The 16,625-nt window shown below is 43.9% G+C and carries 20 protein-coding genes; 14 read left to right on the top strand and 6 right to left on the bottom strand.

Going from position 1 to position 16,625, the window contains the following annotated elements:
- Positions 1-59: 59 nt before the first annotated feature.
- On the bottom strand, positions 60-1,217 hold the full coding sequence (locus tag NIASO_RS06370) for a homogentisate 1,2-dioxygenase (protein WP_008585096.1): 1,158 nt from the start codon (positions 1,215-1,217) through the stop codon (positions 60-62).
- A 408-nt stretch (positions 1,218-1,625) separates the two neighbouring features.
- Between NIASO_RS06370 and hppD the strand changes: the two genes are divergently transcribed.
- The 12 genes from hppD (at position 1,626) to NIASO_RS06305 (ending at position 11,466) form a co-directional block, all read left to right on the top strand.
- On the top strand, positions 1,626-2,756 hold the full coding sequence (gene hppD / locus NIASO_RS06365; protein ID WP_008585098.1) for a 4-hydroxyphenylpyruvate dioxygenase: 1,131 nt from the start codon (positions 1,626-1,628) through the stop codon (positions 2,754-2,756).
- 85 nt (positions 2,757-2,841) lie between these two features.
- Positions 2,842-4,068, top strand: a complete 1,227-nt coding sequence (locus NIASO_RS06360; RefSeq protein ID WP_008585100.1) for a pyridoxal phosphate-dependent aminotransferase — start codon at positions 2,842-2,844, stop codon at positions 4,066-4,068.
- A gap of 10 nt (positions 4,069-4,078) precedes the next feature.
- The gene (locus NIASO_RS06355) at positions 4,079-5,077 is read left to right on the top strand and encodes a fumarylacetoacetate hydrolase family protein (RefSeq protein ID WP_008585102.1); all 999 of its coding nucleotides are present in this window, start codon (positions 4,079-4,081) and stop codon (positions 5,075-5,077) included.
- 53 nt (positions 5,078-5,130) lie between these two features.
- Positions 5,131-5,517 carry a GxxExxY protein gene (locus NIASO_RS06350; protein ID WP_008585103.1) on the top strand — a complete coding sequence of 129 codons (387 nt, stop codon included), beginning with the start codon at positions 5,131-5,133 and terminating at the stop codon, positions 5,515-5,517.
- 90 nt (positions 5,518-5,607) lie between these two features.
- Entirely contained in the window at positions 5,608-6,492 is an 885-nt protein-coding gene (locus tag NIASO_RS06345) for a flavin reductase family protein (RefSeq protein WP_008585105.1), read from the top strand.
- A gap of 85 nt (positions 6,493-6,577) precedes the next feature.
- The gene (locus NIASO_RS06340; protein WP_008585106.1) at positions 6,578-7,387 is read left to right on the top strand and encodes a hypothetical protein; all 810 of its coding nucleotides are present in this window, start codon (positions 6,578-6,580) and stop codon (positions 7,385-7,387) included.
- 223 nt (positions 7,388-7,610) lie between these two features.
- Complete coding sequence (locus NIASO_RS06335) at positions 7,611-8,462, top strand: DUF4349 domain-containing protein (protein ID WP_025298755.1); 852 nt, start codon at positions 7,611-7,613, stop codon at positions 8,460-8,462.
- A gap of 20 nt (positions 8,463-8,482) precedes the next feature.
- Entirely contained in the window at positions 8,483-9,175 is a 693-nt protein-coding gene (locus NIASO_RS06330) for an SIR2 family NAD-dependent protein deacylase (protein WP_008585110.1), read from the top strand.
- Between the two features lie 80 nt (positions 9,176-9,255).
- Positions 9,256-9,828, top strand: coding sequence for an SHOCT domain-containing protein (locus tag NIASO_RS06325; protein ID WP_008585112.1), 573 nt, complete (start codon positions 9,256-9,258; stop codon positions 9,826-9,828).
- Between the two features lie 235 nt (positions 9,829-10,063).
- Positions 10,064-10,384 carry an ArsR/SmtB family transcription factor gene (locus tag NIASO_RS06315; RefSeq protein ID WP_008585113.1) on the top strand — a complete coding sequence of 107 codons (321 nt, stop codon included), beginning with the start codon at positions 10,064-10,066 and terminating at the stop codon, positions 10,382-10,384.
- On the top strand, positions 10,381-10,878 hold the full coding sequence (locus NIASO_RS06310; RefSeq protein WP_008585115.1) for an SRPBCC family protein: 498 nt from the start codon (positions 10,381-10,383) through the stop codon (positions 10,876-10,878). Before NIASO_RS06315 ends, NIASO_RS06310 begins: the two co-directional genes overlap by 4 nt.
- 150 nt (positions 10,879-11,028) lie before the next feature.
- Complete coding sequence (locus NIASO_RS06305; protein WP_008585119.1) at positions 11,029-11,466, top strand: DUF1801 domain-containing protein; 438 nt, start codon at positions 11,029-11,031, stop codon at positions 11,464-11,466.
- Between the two features lie 141 nt (positions 11,467-11,607).
- Here NIASO_RS06305 and NIASO_RS06300 read toward each other — a convergent pair whose 3' ends face one another.
- The 4 genes from NIASO_RS06300 to NIASO_RS06285 all read right to left on the bottom strand — a co-directional run bounded on the left by NIASO_RS06300 (position 11,608) and on the right by NIASO_RS06285 (position 14,588).
- On the bottom strand, positions 11,608-12,942 hold the full coding sequence (locus NIASO_RS06300) for a saccharopine dehydrogenase C-terminal domain-containing protein (protein WP_008585121.1): 1,335 nt from the start codon (positions 12,940-12,942) through the stop codon (positions 11,608-11,610).
- 179 nt (positions 12,943-13,121) lie between these two features.
- Complete coding sequence (locus NIASO_RS06295; RefSeq protein ID WP_025298754.1) at positions 13,122-13,541, bottom strand: arsenate reductase ArsC; 420 nt, start codon at positions 13,539-13,541, stop codon at positions 13,122-13,124.
- 186 nt (positions 13,542-13,727) lie between these two features.
- Entirely contained in the window at positions 13,728-14,201 is a 474-nt protein-coding gene (locus NIASO_RS06290; protein ID WP_008585125.1) for a DUF6428 family protein, read from the bottom strand.
- Between the two features lie 57 nt (positions 14,202-14,258).
- Entirely contained in the window at positions 14,259-14,588 is a 330-nt protein-coding gene (locus tag NIASO_RS06285) for an ArsR/SmtB family transcription factor (protein ID WP_008585128.1), read from the bottom strand.
- Between NIASO_RS06285 and NIASO_RS20320 the strand changes: the two genes are divergently transcribed.
- Positions 14,576-14,788 (top strand): hypothetical protein, encoded by a 213-nt coding sequence (locus NIASO_RS20320; protein ID WP_044046289.1) that lies wholly within the window; start codon positions 14,576-14,578, stop codon positions 14,786-14,788. The genes NIASO_RS06285 and NIASO_RS20320 overlap by 13 nt on opposite strands.
- Before the next feature lie 63 nt (positions 14,789-14,851).
- On the opposite strand, the gene NIASO_RS06275 is transcribed toward NIASO_RS20320, so the two are convergent.
- Entirely contained in the window at positions 14,852-15,958 is a 1,107-nt protein-coding gene (locus NIASO_RS06275) for a lactonase family protein (RefSeq protein ID WP_008585130.1), read from the bottom strand.
- A 203-nt stretch (positions 15,959-16,161) separates the two neighbouring features.
- Here NIASO_RS06275 and NIASO_RS06270 point away from each other — a divergent pair, with 203 nt between their 5' ends.
- Positions 16,162-16,599, top strand: a complete 438-nt coding sequence (locus NIASO_RS06270) for a hypothetical protein (protein WP_008585132.1) — start codon at positions 16,162-16,164, stop codon at positions 16,597-16,599.
- Positions 16,600-16,625 lie beyond the last annotated feature (26 nt).

Genomic DNA, 16,625 nt, shown 5'->3' with positions numbered 1-16,625 from the left:
GAAGTAAAAAGTAAAGTACACGGGGTGATGGTTCGTTTCACGTTTCACGGCTCACGTTCCTACTCCGCCCAGCTCATCACATAATCCGGATTTTCCAAATCCAACGCCTGTTGCGTGATCATCAGCGGATGAAAGGTGTCTACCATCACCGCCAGCTCCCGTGTTTCCTTTGCGCCAATGCTTTTTTCAACGGCACCGGGGTGCGGCCCGTGCGGGATGCCTGCAGGGTGCAGGGTGATCATGCCCCTGGTCACATTTTTACGGCTCATAAAATCTCCGTCCACGTAATAGATCACTTCATCACTGTCGATATTGCTGTGGTTGTACGGTGCCGGGATGGCCTGTGGGTGATAATCAAACAAGCGGGGAACAAAAGAACAAACAACAAAAGCATTGGTCTCAAAAGTCTGGTGCACGGGCGGGGGCTGATGTACGCGGCCGGTGATCGGCTCAAAATCATGAATGGAAAAGATGAACGGATAACAACAGCCATCCCAGCCCACGACATCAAAAGGATGCGTGCCATAATGCAGCCCGTATAACACCCCTTTCTTTTTCGCTTTAATTAAAAAATCACCTTTTTCATCGATGGTTTGCAGGTCCTGGGGCGGGCGTATATCCCGATCACAGTACGGCGCATGCTCCATCAGTTGTCCGTATTGGCTCAGGTACCTTTTGGGGAAACGGAGTGGTGTGAAAGATTCCACAATAAAAAGACGGTTGTTTTCCCCGTCAAATTCGATCTGGTAGATGGTTCCGCGGGGCAGTACAATATAATCGCCATAACTAAAAGGAAGTGTGCCGTATTGCGTTTTTACGGTACCGGAGCCTTCGTGCACAAAGATCAGTTCGTCGCCATCCGTATTTTTATAAAAATAATCCTGCATGCTTTGCTGCGGAGCTGCCAAAACAATATGACAATCATTGTTTACCAAAACCGGGACACGACTTTCCAGGAAATCTTTTATTGGGGGAATGCGGAAACCCTCAAAGCAACGGTGCTGCAGCATCTTCTCTTCTGCGATCCGCGGGCTTACATCATGATGCGGTTCGGTTTTTATAATTTGTGTGGGGGGATGGCAATGGTATAAAAGAGCATAGTCGTTACTGAACCCCTCGGTAGAAAAAAGTTGTTCGCTGTATAATCCGCCATCCGGTTTCCGGAACTGGGTATGGCGTTTGTGTGGAATGTTTCCTAAGGTATAATAATGAGCCATGAAGTGTAGAATTATGAATGTAAAATGTAGAATGTAAAACAGACAGGGCAATATTGAATTCAAAATTTTGAATTCAATATTTACTATTTATCATTTTCCCGAGTGCATCGCCAGGCTGGTCAGCAGGAAACAGTATTTCCAGCGACGTTTATCGATCCAGTAGGTAAAGTTCCTGAAGTAAAGCATACCAAAAATTGCAGTGTAAAGTTATTCCATTTTAAAATAATTAACGTACATTTGTTATTGATTTTACAGATGCGACCCGATTATCCATACAAAGTTTTTTCAGACAAGCGCGTGAACTACGTGCTACTGGTGGAGTCGCTTGCCATAGACCGAGGATAAATCACTTCTTCAGGTTTCTATATTTCCCATTACGGAATTTTTTTACTGTTAAACTTTTTGATCATGAACGAGACGAATCATGTAGCAGCGGCTGCACCAATGGCTGTTGATTTCCTGCCCTTGCAGGGAACTGATTATATTGAATTTTATGTTGGCAATGCCAAACAGGCGGCCCATTATTATAAGAGCGCTTTCGGCTTTCAATCCCTGGCATATTCCGGGCCGGAAACAGGGATAAAGGAAAAAGCCAGTTATGCTGTTCGTCAGAACAAGCTCACCTTTGTGTTTACAACACCGTTGAAAGAGTGTGATGCAATTGAAGCGCATATTGCCAAACACGGCGATGGAGTAAAGATACTGGCGTTGCGGGTAGAGGACGCAACCGATGCCTGGCAGCAAACAACGGATCGTGGGGCCAAAAGCTATATGAGCCCCACAAAAATGACAGACAAAGACGGCGAGGTGGTCATGAGCGGCATTCATACTTACGGAGATACGGTGCATCTTTTTATCGAGCGCAAAAATTATAGCGGCGCCTTTTTACCGGGTTACAAGGAATGGGTAACACATTATAACCCGCCGCCAACCGGGTTGTTATATGTGGATCATTGTGTAGGCAATGTGGGCTGGAACCAAATGAATAAATGGGTGCAGTTTTATGAAGAGGTAATGGGCTTCCGTAATATTTTGTCATTCGATGATAAAGACATCTCTACGGAATATTCAGCGTTGATGAGCAAGGTAATGAGCAATGGTAACGGCTACGTAAAATTTCCGATCAATGAGCCGGCAGAAGGCAAAAAGAAATCACAGGTAGAAGAATACCTCGATTTTTATAATGGAGAAGGCGTACAGCATGTGGCGCTGGCTACGCATAATATTATAGAAACGGTTACCGACTTACAAAACCGGGGAGTGGAGTTTCTGAAAATACCGGCTTCTTATTATGAAACGGTTTTGGACAGGGTAGGTACAATTGATGAACATCTTGAGCCGTTAAAAGAATTAGGGATCCTGATTGACCGGGATGAAGAGGGTTACTTGTTGCAGATCTTTTCCAAACCGGTAGAGGACCGGCCCACTTTGTTCTTCGAGATCATTCAGCGCAAAGGCGCCAGGAGTTTCGGAAAAGGAAACTTTAAAGCCCTGTTTGAAGCGCTGGAACGGGAGCAGGAATTGAGGGGGAATCTTTAGTCAATAGTCAATAGTGAATAGTCAATGGGCAATTGCAATTCACTATTAACCTTTCACCATTCACATTTAATATTTTACATTTCCAATGAAGCTATCACATTTAGCCGAAACCCTTTCCGCATCAAAGATCCTGGCGATCAGCAATGCCGTTAAAGAGCGGGTGCGCAACGGCGAAATCATACATAATTATACTGTAGGGGATTTTGACCCTTCCATTTTCCCGATCCCCGTATTGCTGGAAAAGGAAATTATCAGGGCTTATCAGCAGAAACAAACCAATTATCCGATTGCAGAGGGGAACCCCGAACTAAGAAAGGTACTTTCGGATTATCTTCAAACCTTTCAGCGGCATCATTACAAACCTTCGGAAATACTCGTAGCCGCGGGCGGGCGGCCCCTGATCTATACCACTTACCAGGTAATTGTAGATCCGGGAGATGTGATCATTTACCCCGTGCCTTCCTGGAACAACGAGTATTATGCGGAGCTTACGCGGGCAACACCCTGTGTGATCCACACAAAGGCCGAAAATAATTTTATGCCCACGGCGGCCGAAATAAAACCCTTTATCAGGGATGCAGTGTTGCTGGCTTTATGTTCGCCGCAAAATCCTACGGGCACTTTTTTTTCTGCCGAACAACTAAAAGCGGTCTGCGAGCTGGTAGTACAGGAAAATGAACGGCGTGGCGCTAATAGAAAGAAGCTGTATATTCTTTTCGATAATATTTATAACCTGCTTACGTATAACGATGGTGCCGCTGATCCGGTTGCTGTTTGCCCGGAAGTACGACCGTACACCATTTATATCGATGCCATCAGTAAAGGCTTTGCGGCAACGGGCGTGCGTGTGGGTTGGTGCTACGGACCGGAACCGGTAATTGCAAAAATGAAAGCAGTATTGAGCCACATGGGGGCCTGGGCGCCCAATCCGGAGCAGGTGGCGCTTGCAAACTTTTTACGGCATCAGGATAGCGTAAAGGATTTTCTGATTTCATTTAAAGAGAAGCTGCAATTGCGGCTGGAACTGATTTATAACGCTATTATGAAATTTAAAAAGGAGGGATTGCCGGTTGAGGCAATAGCACCCCAGGCATCCATATATCTTTCTCTGAAGATCGATATACCGGGAGATTTTACTCCGCTATTATTGAACGAAGCAGGGATCGCCGTGTTGCCGTTTTCGGTTTTTGGTGCGGTAAATGCAGCTAACTGGTACCGTTTAAGTGTGGGTACCTGTAAGGAGGAAGACATAACGCCGTTGTTGGAAAAACTAAGGCATGTATTAGAAAACAGCTTGGCAACCATCCATTAAAAATAAAACAATGAAACTGGTATCGTTTTTAAACAGAGATAAAGGGCAGGCCGGATTGCTGATGGGAGACAATATATATGAGCTTTCGGCCACGCCGGTTACGATGCAATACATTCTCGATAATTGGGATGAAAGTATTGCGGCAATCAAAACAGTAGCAGAAATGGGTGCATCCGGAAGGGTTAGCGGCATTCCGGTACATGCCGTTCCATTACTGGCGCCCGTTCCGCATCCCACTTCCTGCAGGGATGGATATGCTTTTCGTCAGCATGTGGCATCTGCAAGACGTAACCGCAAAGTGCCTATGACCCCTGAATTTGATCAATACCCTGTTTTTTATTTTACCAATCACAATAGCATTATCGGGCCGGGAGCAATCAAATGCATGCCCGATCATTTTCACAAGCTGGATTTTGAGTTGGAAGCAGCCATCGTTATCTGCAAAAAAGGGCGCAATATAAAAGCCGCGGAGGCGGATCAATATATCGGCGGGTTAATGATCATGAATGATATGAGCGCCCGCACCCTGCAAATGGAAGAAATGTTGCTGAACCTGGGCCCGGCAAAAGGAAAGGATTTTGCAACGGTTATTGGTCCCTGGCTGGTGACTTTGGATGAGTTGCAGCAACACGAAACAGCACCAAAGCCGGGGCATATAGGCAAAAGCTGGAACCTGGCAATGCGCTGTTGGGTGAACGAAAAGCAGGTGAGTGCGGGGAACCTGGCAGATATGGACTGGACCTTTGCAGAGCTCATTGAACGGGCTTCCTATGGTGCAGACCTTTACCCTGGGGATGTTATCGGCAGCGGCACCGTGGGCACCGGTTGCTTCCTGGAGCTGAACGGGACCGGTAAGCTGAATGATCCGGATTATAAAGAACAATGGCTGCAGGAGGGCGATACCGTGGTGATGGAAATTGAAGGGCTGGGCAGATTGGAGAATAAGATTGAAAGAGAAGATAAGGAGTTTAGTATCTTAGCTCAGAAAAAGTTAACCGCAGAGAAGTGAGGACAGGGAGATTTCGCAGCGGTTTTTGCAACTTTTGAAATAAACACTTTCTTATGACTAACGATGAATTAAACCGAATAGGAGGTATAATTTTAGATGCCAGCATAACAGTTCATAGGGAATTAGGCCCCGGATTACTGGAGTCTGCCTATGTTATTGCACTAATGCGAGAGTTTGAGTTGCGATGTATGAATGCAGTGGCTCAGGTGCCTGTTGAAATGACTTATAAGCAGGTTCCTCTTGGTAAGATATATGTAATTGATATTTTGGTAGAAGGTCAAATTATCATTGAAGTGAAGTCTGTAATTACCATGGAGCCTGTGTTTAAAGCACAATTAATCACCTATTTAAAATTGGCTGATAAAAAACTTGGCTATCTGATAAATTTTAATGTGGGGTTACTTAAAAACGGATTTCAACGAATTGTATATAACTTTTGATTCTATTTGCACAACGATGAGTAATGAAAGAATATTAAATATACTCCTGCGTAAACGCTGCGTTCTCATTTCTCTGCGGTAAAAGAAACTATGATAATTGATTTAAATAGCCTTAATGGCTTCGACAAACAGCATTACCTGCAGCACATCATTGCGCCGCGCCCTGTTTGTTTTGCCAGCACCGTAAACAGGGAAGATATTGTGAACCTGAGCCCGTTCAGTTTTTTTAATTTGTTTTCAACAAATCCACCGGTGGTGATTTTCAGTCCGGCGCGCCGGGTGCGTAATAATACTACCAAGCATACACTTGAAAATGTGCTGGAAGTGCCGGAAGTGGCCATCAATATTGTGGATTATGCGATGGTGCAACAAACATCCCTGGCCAGTTGCGAATATGATAAAGGGGTAAATGAATTTCAAAAAGCCGGCTTTACCATGCAGCCCTCCTCCATTATCAAGCCGCCGCTGGTTAAAGAGAGCAAAGCAAAAATGGAATGCCGGGTATTGGAAGTAAAAACATTAGGCAGCGAAGGCGGTGCGGGCAACCTCGTGATTTGCGAAGTGTTGCTGCTGCATTTGGATGATGCGATCCTCGACGCGGATAAAAGAGTCGATCAGCAAAAGATCAACCAGGTAGCGCGGTTGGGCGGCGATTGGTATTGTAAAGTAGATGAACAAAATCTTTTTAAAGTGCCTAAGCCTAATATTCACCTTGGGGTAGGAGTGGACGCACTGCCGGCCTCAATAAAAAACAGTTTTATCCTTTCGGGTAACGACCTGGGCATGCTCGCTAATGTAACAGTGATCCCTCAGAAAGATGCGACATTCAGCGATGATTATTTAGATGTATTAAAAGCGAAGCACCCTAAAACTACTGCCTTGGAATTACTACATCTGTATGCCAAAAAAATGATCATTGACGGGGCCGTTGATAAGGCCTGGCAAATATTACTAGCGGCGGATTCCTTATTATAACATTCTCTTAACTCCATAAATTACGTATTTGTTCGTACTTTGACTACGAACCATTTCGTTATTTTAAACTCAAAAAAACCAACTGATGAAAAAGAGATGTATTTTAACCCCGGTTGTAATTGCTATTATTGCCATAGCCTGCTCGTCGTTTGTGTTGCTGCAACAACCGGTGAGGTATCGTCAGCCGGAGCAGCCGGCTAACAGGGACACAATACCCAAAACAGAGTTCGAAACAGGCCGATTGGATGATGCCCTCAAATATTTGGATGAGCAGATGAACAATTTTAATACCGGCTGGACGGAAGCCACAAGGGAAAATGTACGACGTCAGGTAGATGCGGCAATGGCCCAGTTAGATCTTGCAAAAGTAAAATTGCAGGCGATAGAAGCCGTAAAAAAAGTAGACTGGGATAAAATTAACCGGGATATAAAAACGGCTACCGCCCGGATCAATACGGCCGCAATGGAGAAAAAGATAGCTGACGCCATGCGGCGGTCCGTACCGCCGGTTGATCAGGAAAAAATAAAAAACCAGGTAGAAGCGGCCATGCGGAATATAAACCAGGAAGCCATAAAAATACAGATAGAGGATGCGCAGAAGAAATTGCTGGAACAAAAGATTAATATGAATTTTCATTTTAAAAAATGGGCGCCGCACGTTAATGATGAGTTACTGAAAACCAAACGGCAATTGCTGCGGTTAAAAGACGCCAGTCTCCAGATGCAGCGGGAAGGGCTTATTGATAAAGGACGCGACAATAAGATCCAGTATATCGATGGTAAATTATTTATTAATGGGGTGCAGCAATCTGATAAAGTAAGTGAGCATTATAAACATTATTTTATGGAAGAGGCAACTCCCGTTTCCGAAGAAATAACAACAGTAGTAGTTTAGTTAGCGGTCAACGCTTGATGCAAATGGCCCCTCGTTTTTTAACAGGGGCTTTTGTTTTTTTATTAACAAAACCAGCCCGGTTACCTTTTTTGCAATGATGTATTAAGCCTTAAAAGAACAATTGTTTTATTGGAAGGATTGGGGAGCAGGATATCCGGAAACCTGTACTGCTAGTGCTTTCAGCCATTGGTAACTCATTACAAAAACTTTTAAAACTATATTTATGATGCGCCGATTTTTGGTAATGCTTGCATTACCCCTGGTATTATTTGCCTGTAATAATGGAAATGAACACGAAGATAAGCTCGCCGTAGACGAACAAAAAACAGCAGCGGTTGCGGTCAGTGATTCAACTACACAAGGAGCGTCCCCGGTCAGCCCGGGTATGGCAACAGTTCCGGCGGATGCCGATAAGAAGATCATCAAGGATGCCGAAGTGAAAATTGAAACCAATAACCTGGTTGCCTATAGTCAGAAGATCGGGAACCTTACAAAAAAGTACGGCGCCTATATTGCAAAAGAAGAAAATACCGAAACCGATGAAGAGCAGGAAGCGTTATTGTTAATAAAAGTACCGGTGGTTTACTTTGAGGACCTGCTGAATGAATTGCCGGGAACGGATGCAAAGCAACTGGAGCGAAGTATCACTTCAGAAGAAGTAAGCGGACAGATCGTTGATACAAAAGCCCGGCTGTTGACCAAAAAGCAAACACGGGATAAATACCTCGAATTCTTAAAGCAGGCAAAGACGACTGAAGATGCCTTAAAGATCCAACGCGAGGTGAACGATCTGCAGGAAGAGATAGAATCTGCTGAAAGCCGGCTGGGTTATCTTGCTAATCAAACCCGATACAGTACGATCAATCTTGCTGTTATTGCCCCCAAGAACGGCTACAGTTATAATGATAAGCCTGGCTTTGGCATAAAAATGATCAATGCATTAGCGAACGGGGCTTCCTGGTGCGCAGATATATTTATTGGCCTGCTTTCCATATGGCCATTGTGGTTGGGTGGAATAGGGTTGGGGATCTTGATTAGAAGAATGCAAGAGCACCGGAAATTGAAAAATGGGTAAATTGTTTTATAAATTAGCGGATGAAATTGAAAAAGTTAGTGGTCTTAACCGGCGCTGGCATCAGCGCTGAAAGCGGGTTGCGAACCTTTCGCGACAGCGACGGGCTTTGGGAAGGCTATGACGTTACCGAGGTTGCTTCTCCGGAAGGCTGGCGGCATGACCCGGCTTTGGTGCTTGATTTTTATAATATGCGCCGTAAAAACGTAGCGGATGCACAGCCCAACGCAGCGCACCTGGGGTTGGCGGAACTGGAAAAGTATTTTGAAGTGCAGATCGTTACTCAAAATATCGATGACCTGCACGAGCGGGCCGGTTCTGCCAATGTGCTGCATTTGCATGGTGAAATTTTTAAAATGCGCAGCGATCGCTCCGTAAAGCCTTCTTATGAAATAAAAAACGCTATTCATTTAGGCGATAAGGCCCCGGATGGCGGGCAGTTGCGCCCGGATATTGTTTGGTTTGGCGAACCGGTGCCAATGATCGGTCCCGCTGCACGCCTGGCGGCAGATGCAGATATTTTTGTGGTGATCGGTACTTCATTAGTCGTTTACCCCGCGGCCGGATTAATTGAGGAAGTGCCCGCATCTGTTCCGAAGTATATTATTGATAAAACAATTCCTCAAATAAGAAATATTCCCGGCCTGGTTACCATTGAAATGCCGGCAACGACAGGGGTAGCGGAGTTAAGGCGATTGCTTATTGCTGATTTTTGATTTCTTTGTATATTCAGCCGCCGAAAATAATTGATAGGTAAAGACTAACGTAGGCTATCACTTAAACGTATTCATTCATAATGTTATCAACCAGACGGTATTTTAAAAGACAAAAAGTGGATATTCTACGGACAGGCCTGAAAATTGAGAGTGCTTCGCTCTTGGATTCTCTTGAATACGAGGTGCCATTTGAGAATATAAGTAATAAGAAAAGGATACAAACAAAAACGAATGATAATTTCTTAGTAATATCCTTTTCTATGGTTGTTATAGGAGGGCTCTTTTTATTGGGGTCGGGCACTGAGGCGTCGACCGTTGCTTTTATTGGAGGAATGTTTTTCTTAGTATTAGCGCTTGCTACCCGAAAAAAGAGTATTACTATTTTAACTTATGACGGAAGTTCTATTGAATTTCCATTTAATTCCAGAAATAAGCCAGAAGTATTGGATTTTTCAATCGAAGTAATTGAAGCGTCTAACCAATTTCTATTAAACAAATATGGAAAAATAGATAAAGCTCTTCCGATGGACGGGCAGCTTAGCAAGCTTGAATTTTTACGAGATCGTGATGTTTTAACGGATGACGAATTCGAAAATCTTAAGGACCAACTTTTGGGAAGAGAAAGTAAAGGTTCTATAGGTTTTAATCATTAACAAACTATTCCTCATTTTACTCTCAGCCCTTGTTGGTGTTGCGTCCTGCATGCGGCGATAGCATAACACCAACAAATTCATTATACTTCCTGATTGTGCCGCGATGTGTTGCCTCGCTGCATATGCGGCTCAAACGCCTACGGGAAATAAAAAATTTTAAAAAAAATTTGAGAAACCGAAAGGTTGCGCGTATATTTGCAACCGAAAGGTTTCTTAAATGAACCTGTTTAAACAAATGAGACGAGATATATTTCAAGCTATAGCGGACCCAACACGCCGGGCTATTATCGCTTTAATTGCCTTGCAGGCGATGACGCCCAACGCTATTGCAGAGAACTTTAACACGACCCGGCAGGCTGTATCAAAACATTTGCGCATCCTGACGGAATGCGAGCTGGTAAAACAAACCTGCCAGGGAAGGGAAATTTATTACACTCTTGAAATCGACAAAATGAAAGAAATAGATAACTGGTTGGAGCAATACCGGAAGATCTGGGAAACCCGGTTTAATCAATTGGATAATATATTAGCAACAATAAAAAAACAAAAAAAATGAGCAACAATCTACAATTTGATTTTACTGTTGATAAGTCAACAAAGACAGTATTGATAAACAGGGAATTTGATGCGGAACTTTCGCTGGTATGGGATGCTTTTACAAAGAAGGAATTGCTAGACCAATGGGTGGCGCCTAAACCCTTCACGTCCCGCACGAAGTACATGGATTTTAAAGTGGGCGGCAAAAGATTTTATGCAATGGTAAGTCCCGAAGGGCAGGCGCGTTGGGGCATTCAGGAATATACTTCCATTACGCCTAAAACTAATTTTAAAATGTATAATGCTTTTGCTGACGAAAATGAAAACCCTGAATTGCCGGGTTCCGAATGGGATCACAATTTCAGCGAAGAAAACGGGACAACAAAAGTCAGCATCAGCATTTATAATGAATCGCTCGAAAGGCTGGAAAGGATATTGGACGGCTTCACCCAGGGAATGAAAATGTCATTGAGCAACCTGGAAGAACTGTTGGCAACCTTATCAAAAAAATAAAATTATGCCCTTGTTGGTGTTGCGTGCTGCCTTCGACGAGGGAGTGACACCAACAAGGGCGTTATACCTTTCGGTTGCACCGTGGTGTGCTGCCCCGCTGCATATGCTGCTCAACACCAACGGCGACGGAAAAGATCGAAAACGATTAAAATGACCCTACAGGAACAGATCAAACAGTATATCAACGGTCAGCCTCATCCAAAACGGGCCGACCTTGAAACATTGCATAAACGCATCCTTCAGCTAATGCCAAAATGTAAATTATGGTTTCTGGACGGTAAAGACGGGCAAGGGAGGGTTGTTTCAAATCCTAATGTTGGATATGGATCCCAGGTGTTAAAATATGCTGACGGAAAAACCAAAGCGTTTTACCAGTTGGGCATCAGCGCAAACACCAACGGGATTTCAGTTTATATTATGGGTATTGAAGACAAAAAGTATTTACCCGGGACCTACGGAAAAACAATTGGTAAGGCCAGTGTAACGGGTTATTGTATCCGATTCAAAAGTTTAACAGATATAAATATGGCTATACTTGAACGAGCCATACAAGACGGGGTTAAAAAGACGGCACCTGATATCAAATAAAAACCGGGGAGCTGCACATAGTTCCTGCCCTTGCTGGTGTTGCGTACTGCCTTCGGCGATGGCAGTACACCAACAAGTTGGTTATACTTACTGGTTGTGCCGGGTGCGCTGCCCACCAACAGTGGCGGCGGAACGAGAATCTCACTGCTCCACAAACCGGATACCCTTTTTTCCCAGCTCCGCAAGCACCGGTTCATAGATCTCTTTGAGAATGGGTATTTGCAATCCTTTGGTTGTAATAGTGCCGCTCAGGATCAGCTTCGTTGCAATAGCCAGTGGGAGGCCCACTGTTTTTGCCATGGCAGTTTGGAGCGCGTTTTCGCCTTTTACGACCAATGAACTGGATAGGCGCCCCGGCTGCTGATCGCGGTTCATAAATTCAATTTCATGGATCATAAGGATCATGTCTTTGTCGGTAGAAGCCAGGGCCAGCCTTGTTTCCAGGAGATATTGCAAAATGTCGGCGGAGCTTTTCGCCTCCAGCGGGATTTTTTCATCACTGAACAAACCAAGATATTCGAAAAGCTGCGTAATCAATTGGCGCTCTTGAGCCGCCACATACCGGTTTAAAAAGGCCGGGAAGGTTGCTGACTTTGTATAAAAATTCAGACAGGCGACAAACCATTCCCCGATAGATTTATCTTTCAGGCTATCAATCATTTCAATGTCCAAAGGATTTGTCAGCTCTGCTAAAACGATAAATTGCCAGCCGGTACAAAAGTCATTGTGACGTAACGTAGCGCGGATAACGGTTTCAGCCGATTCTAATTTATAAACCGGGATATAGTGCAACGAATCCCGATTGGGATAACAGGCCCATTGTCCGGGCACGGGGGCTTCAATGGCTGGGCAGTTTCTGAATATATCGGGATAGGAGATTGTTCTGACGGTATTGTCTTCTTTATAAATAGCACCCGCTTGTCCGGCCAATGTTATATTGCGCGGGTTCCAGCTTATTTTATAATGCCAGGGATTGTTATCGCTTTCGGGAGCGATCAATCCCCCACAGTGCGACCGGAAGCTCGTAATGGTGCCGCCATTGCTTCTGATGCGATCAAAAATACGCATAGCGCTCATATGATCAATGCCCGGATCCAGGCCCATTTCACAAAGAAATAACAGGTTGTTTTTTTCTATTTGTTCTTTTAATTGCAGCAATTCGTCATCAATATAGGAGGCCGTCAGCAGGTCCTTTTTTAAGTGAAGACAATCTTTGGCAACCAGGATATGCAATGCGGGAGGCAGCATGGAAATTACAATATCGGCTTTTTGGATCAGTGCCTGGCGTTCGGTCTCTTTGGAAAGATCGATACCAACGGCGGTTCCTGCCGGGTGGTGGTTGAGCTTGCGTTGTGCCAGTTCAAAATTTATATCCGCCAGGGTCAACGTCCATTGTTCTGTATCGGCATGTTCCAACAGGTAATGGATCAATACCGTGGCAGACTTACCCGCGCCAAACAAAAGAATATTTTTCATAACAGCAAGTTAGATAATAACAGGCAATGCAGCACAGGCGGCCATGTAACATTTTTAGTAGTATTCTCAAAAGGCCTTGCCATCCTATGTTGGTAAACGGCGGCTAAAAGTGTTTATAACCTGGTAGAGACAGAAAAAGCAGGGAAAAGAGAAGGACTACTATCAGCAGCGAGCCGGCTCTAAAGATTATTCTTCACAAACTCACGGCAATATTCCTTTATAAGCGCCCGGGTGTGCCGGAACTGTTCTTTAATTGCATCGGCAGTTCCGGTTGCTTTGGCGGGGTCAGGAAAATTATAATGAAATTGCTTTGCAGCTCCCGGTAAAACTGGACAACGCTCTTTGGCATTATCGCAAACGGTGATCACAAAATCGAAACCAATATCCCGGTATTCGGCCACATTATTGGAGGAGTGGTGCGAAATATCAATGCCATCTTCCCGCATCGTTTCAATGGCCTTCGGGTTGAGCCCATGTGTTTCCACACCCGCGCTGTATACTTCAGCCTTATCGCCTGCAAAATGCCGCAGGTAAGCTTCTGCAATCTGGCTCCGGCAACTGTTTCCGGTGCACAACACTAATATTTTTTTTGTTTTCATTTTTATACCAATAACCAAATAATATTGATGATGCAGCATTTTGCATCAAAGCCAAAAATAAATTGAAAGAGATTGTCTCATAAACTATACGCGGCGTAAGTCAAAGGCAATTAAAAAAATTATATCTTCCCGCATTTCCGGGTTCCCCGCATTGATCTTTTATATTTCAAAAATAACTGTTTCATCCTAGCAGCAATTACTGCCCGGGGTACAACAGGCCGTTTGAGCCGTTGGTAATTCTGATAACCTGGTTTTGGTTTTTTGCGAAGGAGCGCCACATTTGTCCTCGGCCAGGCAAGCCGTTTTCTTTGTTATTAAAATAAAAGTGCTGCCATCAAACTCCAGGTCATATTTACCAATAGTATCATTTTGATATTCCACTTCAATGTCCAGATTCCCGATGCCCAACTTTTCTTCCGATAATTGGATGATGTGTAATAATTTTGCCGCCGGCAACCGGTGCGTAAGATCATTGGCATGCCAAAGCTGGAAGCTCGCCGTTTTCTCGTTGCGGATCGTACCGCCGCAATCAATAAAGTGTTTGGTTACAATACCTACTTCCGTTACATGAAAATGCCCGGGAACAAAAGGGCCATCCTCCAAACGAAATATAACCTGTTCCAATGCCGGGAGCAGTGCTTTAAATGCAGATAATTTCATTTTAAATAATTTATTTATTGTTATAACGCAATATTGCGATGGATGAATGTAAAAAAATCAGCAGCACTTATTTGCTGTTACTTTTTCTGTGAAAAATTCGTTCAGTTCCGTTTTAAATTTCAGCCATACTTTTTCATCAATGCAATAGCAAACGCTGGTGCCTTCTATATTGCCCTTAATGATGTCTAACTGTTTCAGCTCTTTCAAATGCTGGGATATGGTAGCTTGTGCCAGTCCAAGTTCTTCCACCAGATCATTGCAAATACAGGTATCCTGCTTAATGATATATTGCAGTATGGCAATACGGGCAGGATGGGCCAGCGCCTTAAATTCTGATGCTAAGTGGTTCTGCTTAGCCGTAAATATTTCTGATTTTGTTACTCCCATTATTTATCGTTTCATTGCAATATTACGATAATATAACAGAAAAGAAAAACTTTTTGGGATCGCCCCCGGAGCACGCGAAGGAAGTGCAGCGGGAGGGGCATCGGTTTAAATTAGAGAAAATTAATCTGCGGGCATTAGCGAAAAAGATCTGTGTAAGTCAATGGAAGAAATGGTCCGCAAAAGGTGCAAAAAAGAAATAGCAGCGTAAATCTGCGAAAAGAGATCCGCGTAGGTCTGCGGGAAAAGATCATGTAATAAAGTCTTTATCTGGCAATCCATTTTAAAGACACCGGGATCCCAACCTTAACGTCTGCCCCCGTAGGCGTCAGCAAGCCCGTTGCCTTGTTTATTTTAAAGATGGTAACATTATCGCTTTTCTGATTGGCCGCCAGGAGGTAGGATCCGGATGGATCAATAGTGAAATTGCGGGGGAAATTTCCATTGGTTGACTGACTGCCAACAAAAGTGATCTCCCCGTCATTACGGTTCACTTTGAAGATTTCAATGGTGCTGTTACTGCGCTGCGAAACATATAAGAAATTCCCGTCGGGGCTGAGATGAATATCCGCCCCTGCGGCCTTGCCTTTCTCTGCTTTCAATGCATCCGCTGTTTGAAGCAATTGCAGTTTGCCGTTGGAAAGACGATAGGCGCTTACCGTTCCGCCCATTTCTGTAATATTATAAACAAATTTTCCGTTTTTCGAAATGATCATATGCCGCGGACCTGCGCCGGGTGCGGTAGTAGTATAAAATGCGTGCGCTTCATCTACCTTCCCTGTTTTTGCGTTGAAGGGATAGGTAACAATTTTATCGGTTCCCAGGTCGCATACAAATAAAAATTTATTGTCGGGTGAGATGGTGGTGCTGTGCACATGCGGACTTTGCTGCCGGCTGGTATCCGGCCCGCTGCCTTCATGTTTTACAAATTGAGACAATGCACCTAATGATCCATTGGGCAGTACAGGATAGATGCAAAAACTGCCGCTGGAATAATTTGAGCAGAACAACCACTTGCCGCTTTTGTCCAGCTCCAGGTAACAGGGATTATCCCCCATGCTGGAAACCGTATTATGTAAAGACAGCGCACCTGTTTTTTTATTGAATCCAAAGGCGCTTATTTTTCCTGAATCGGTTTCATTGACAGAATATATATTCTTTTGATCAGGCGCCACTACCTGGTAGGAGGGATTAACGGTAGCAGCCACGCTTACTTTGCTAAGACTGCCGTTGGTTTTATCAAAATCGTAAATATAAATACCTTCACTGGTGCTGTTATTATTGGTATACGTGCCCACAACAAGATATTGGGCAAAACTGCTGCCGGTGCACGCGATGATACCTATAACAATGAGTAAAATAATTTTCTTCATATAGTGGTTTGTGCAACGAAGATACAGATGTTGTTACAAGTTTCAGGTTGCAGGTATCTGGAGCCTGAAACTTGTAACCTGCAACCTGCGTTTCCGCATTTATCTGTTTTTTAACAATTGGCATGCAATTTTCTTTATATCTGTATCTTCTATAGTACAACAGGACTGAAGGGTATATTAAATAAAAATTAAAATCAACTACTATGAAACGGATTCTAACCTTTTCGCTTTTAGCCGTTCTGGCGACTTTCATTTTTGCCAGTTGTTCCAAGCATGATTATATCGACAATAATAATCCGGATATTGAAAACGGCAAAGTGGTTTATGCCCCCGCAGGGTACAATTATTACGCAGTTGTTCAGTTGTTCGATTCCTATGCCTTTATCGAAACCATGGATAATAGTTCCAACAAATGGCCGATTAGATACGATAATTTACGGGGTACTTTTTACGATACCCAGGACAACAGTGTATACAACCAAACCGGTCAGTTTTGGACAACCGTTCGGGTGCATGGTTTTTACAACACGGAAACTGATGCCGATAATGCGTTAGAATCTTATTATGCCAAGAATGGCTACGCCAAACAACAGCAGCTTCAAACCGCAGATTCCACCAGTTCAAGTCGAACCATAAAATAATGTTTTACTCCGTTTCCTATACAGAG

Origin of the sequence: Niabella soli DSM 19437 (genome assembly GCF_000243115.2) — a bacterium.
Taxonomy (GTDB): domain Bacteria; phylum Bacteroidota; class Bacteroidia; order Chitinophagales; family Chitinophagaceae; genus Niabella; species Niabella soli.
Note: the sequence above shows the minus strand (reverse complement) of the source record. Positions and strands in the feature narration are given on the sequence as shown.

Bases quoted from the DNA above. Each gene is read 5' to 3' on its own strand.
- NIASO_RS06370 (WP_008585096.1), bottom strand. From the start codon at position 1,217: ATGGCTCATTATTATACCTTAGGAAACATTCCACACAAACGCCATACC.
- hppD (WP_008585098.1), top strand. From the start codon at position 1,626: ATGAACGAGACGAATCATGTAGCAGCGGCTGCACCAATGGCTGTTGAT.
- NIASO_RS06360 (WP_008585100.1), top strand. From the start codon at position 2,842: ATGAAGCTATCACATTTAGCCGAAACCCTTTCCGCATCAAAGATCCTG.
- NIASO_RS06355 (WP_008585102.1), top strand. From the start codon at position 4,079: ATGAAACTGGTATCGTTTTTAAACAGAGATAAAGGGCAGGCCGGATTG.
- NIASO_RS06350 (WP_008585103.1), top strand. From the start codon at position 5,131: ATGACTAACGATGAATTAAACCGAATAGGAGGTATAATTTTAGATGCC.
- NIASO_RS06345 (WP_008585105.1), top strand. From the start codon at position 5,608: ATGATAATTGATTTAAATAGCCTTAATGGCTTCGACAAACAGCATTAC.
- NIASO_RS06340 (WP_008585106.1), top strand. From the start codon at position 6,578: ATGAAAAAGAGATGTATTTTAACCCCGGTTGTAATTGCTATTATTGCC.
- NIASO_RS06335 (WP_025298755.1), top strand. From the start codon at position 7,611: ATGATGCGCCGATTTTTGGTAATGCTTGCATTACCCCTGGTATTATTT.
- NIASO_RS06330 (WP_008585110.1), top strand. From the start codon at position 8,483: ATGAAATTGAAAAAGTTAGTGGTCTTAACCGGCGCTGGCATCAGCGCT.
- NIASO_RS06325 (WP_008585112.1), top strand. From the start codon at position 9,256: ATGTTATCAACCAGACGGTATTTTAAAAGACAAAAAGTGGATATTCTA.
- NIASO_RS06315 (WP_008585113.1), top strand. From the start codon at position 10,064: ATGAGACGAGATATATTTCAAGCTATAGCGGACCCAACACGCCGGGCT.
- NIASO_RS06310 (WP_008585115.1), top strand. From the start codon at position 10,381: ATGAGCAACAATCTACAATTTGATTTTACTGTTGATAAGTCAACAAAG.
- NIASO_RS06305 (WP_008585119.1), top strand. From the start codon at position 11,029: ATGACCCTACAGGAACAGATCAAACAGTATATCAACGGTCAGCCTCAT.
- NIASO_RS06300 (WP_008585121.1), bottom strand. From the start codon at position 12,942: ATGAAAAATATTCTTTTGTTTGGCGCGGGTAAGTCTGCCACGGTATTG.
- NIASO_RS06295 (WP_025298754.1), bottom strand. From the start codon at position 13,541: ATGAAAACAAAAAAAATATTAGTGTTGTGCACCGGAAACAGTTGCCGG.
- NIASO_RS06290 (WP_008585125.1), bottom strand. From the start codon at position 14,201: ATGAAATTATCTGCATTTAAAGCACTGCTCCCGGCATTGGAACAGGTT.
- NIASO_RS06285 (WP_008585128.1), bottom strand. From the start codon at position 14,588: ATGGGAGTAACAAAATCAGAAATATTTACGGCTAAGCAGAACCACTTA.
- NIASO_RS06275 (WP_008585130.1), bottom strand. From the start codon at position 15,958: ATGAAGAAAATTATTTTACTCATTGTTATAGGTATCATCGCGTGCACC.
- NIASO_RS06270 (WP_008585132.1), top strand. From the start codon at position 16,162: ATGAAACGGATTCTAACCTTTTCGCTTTTAGCCGTTCTGGCGACTTTC.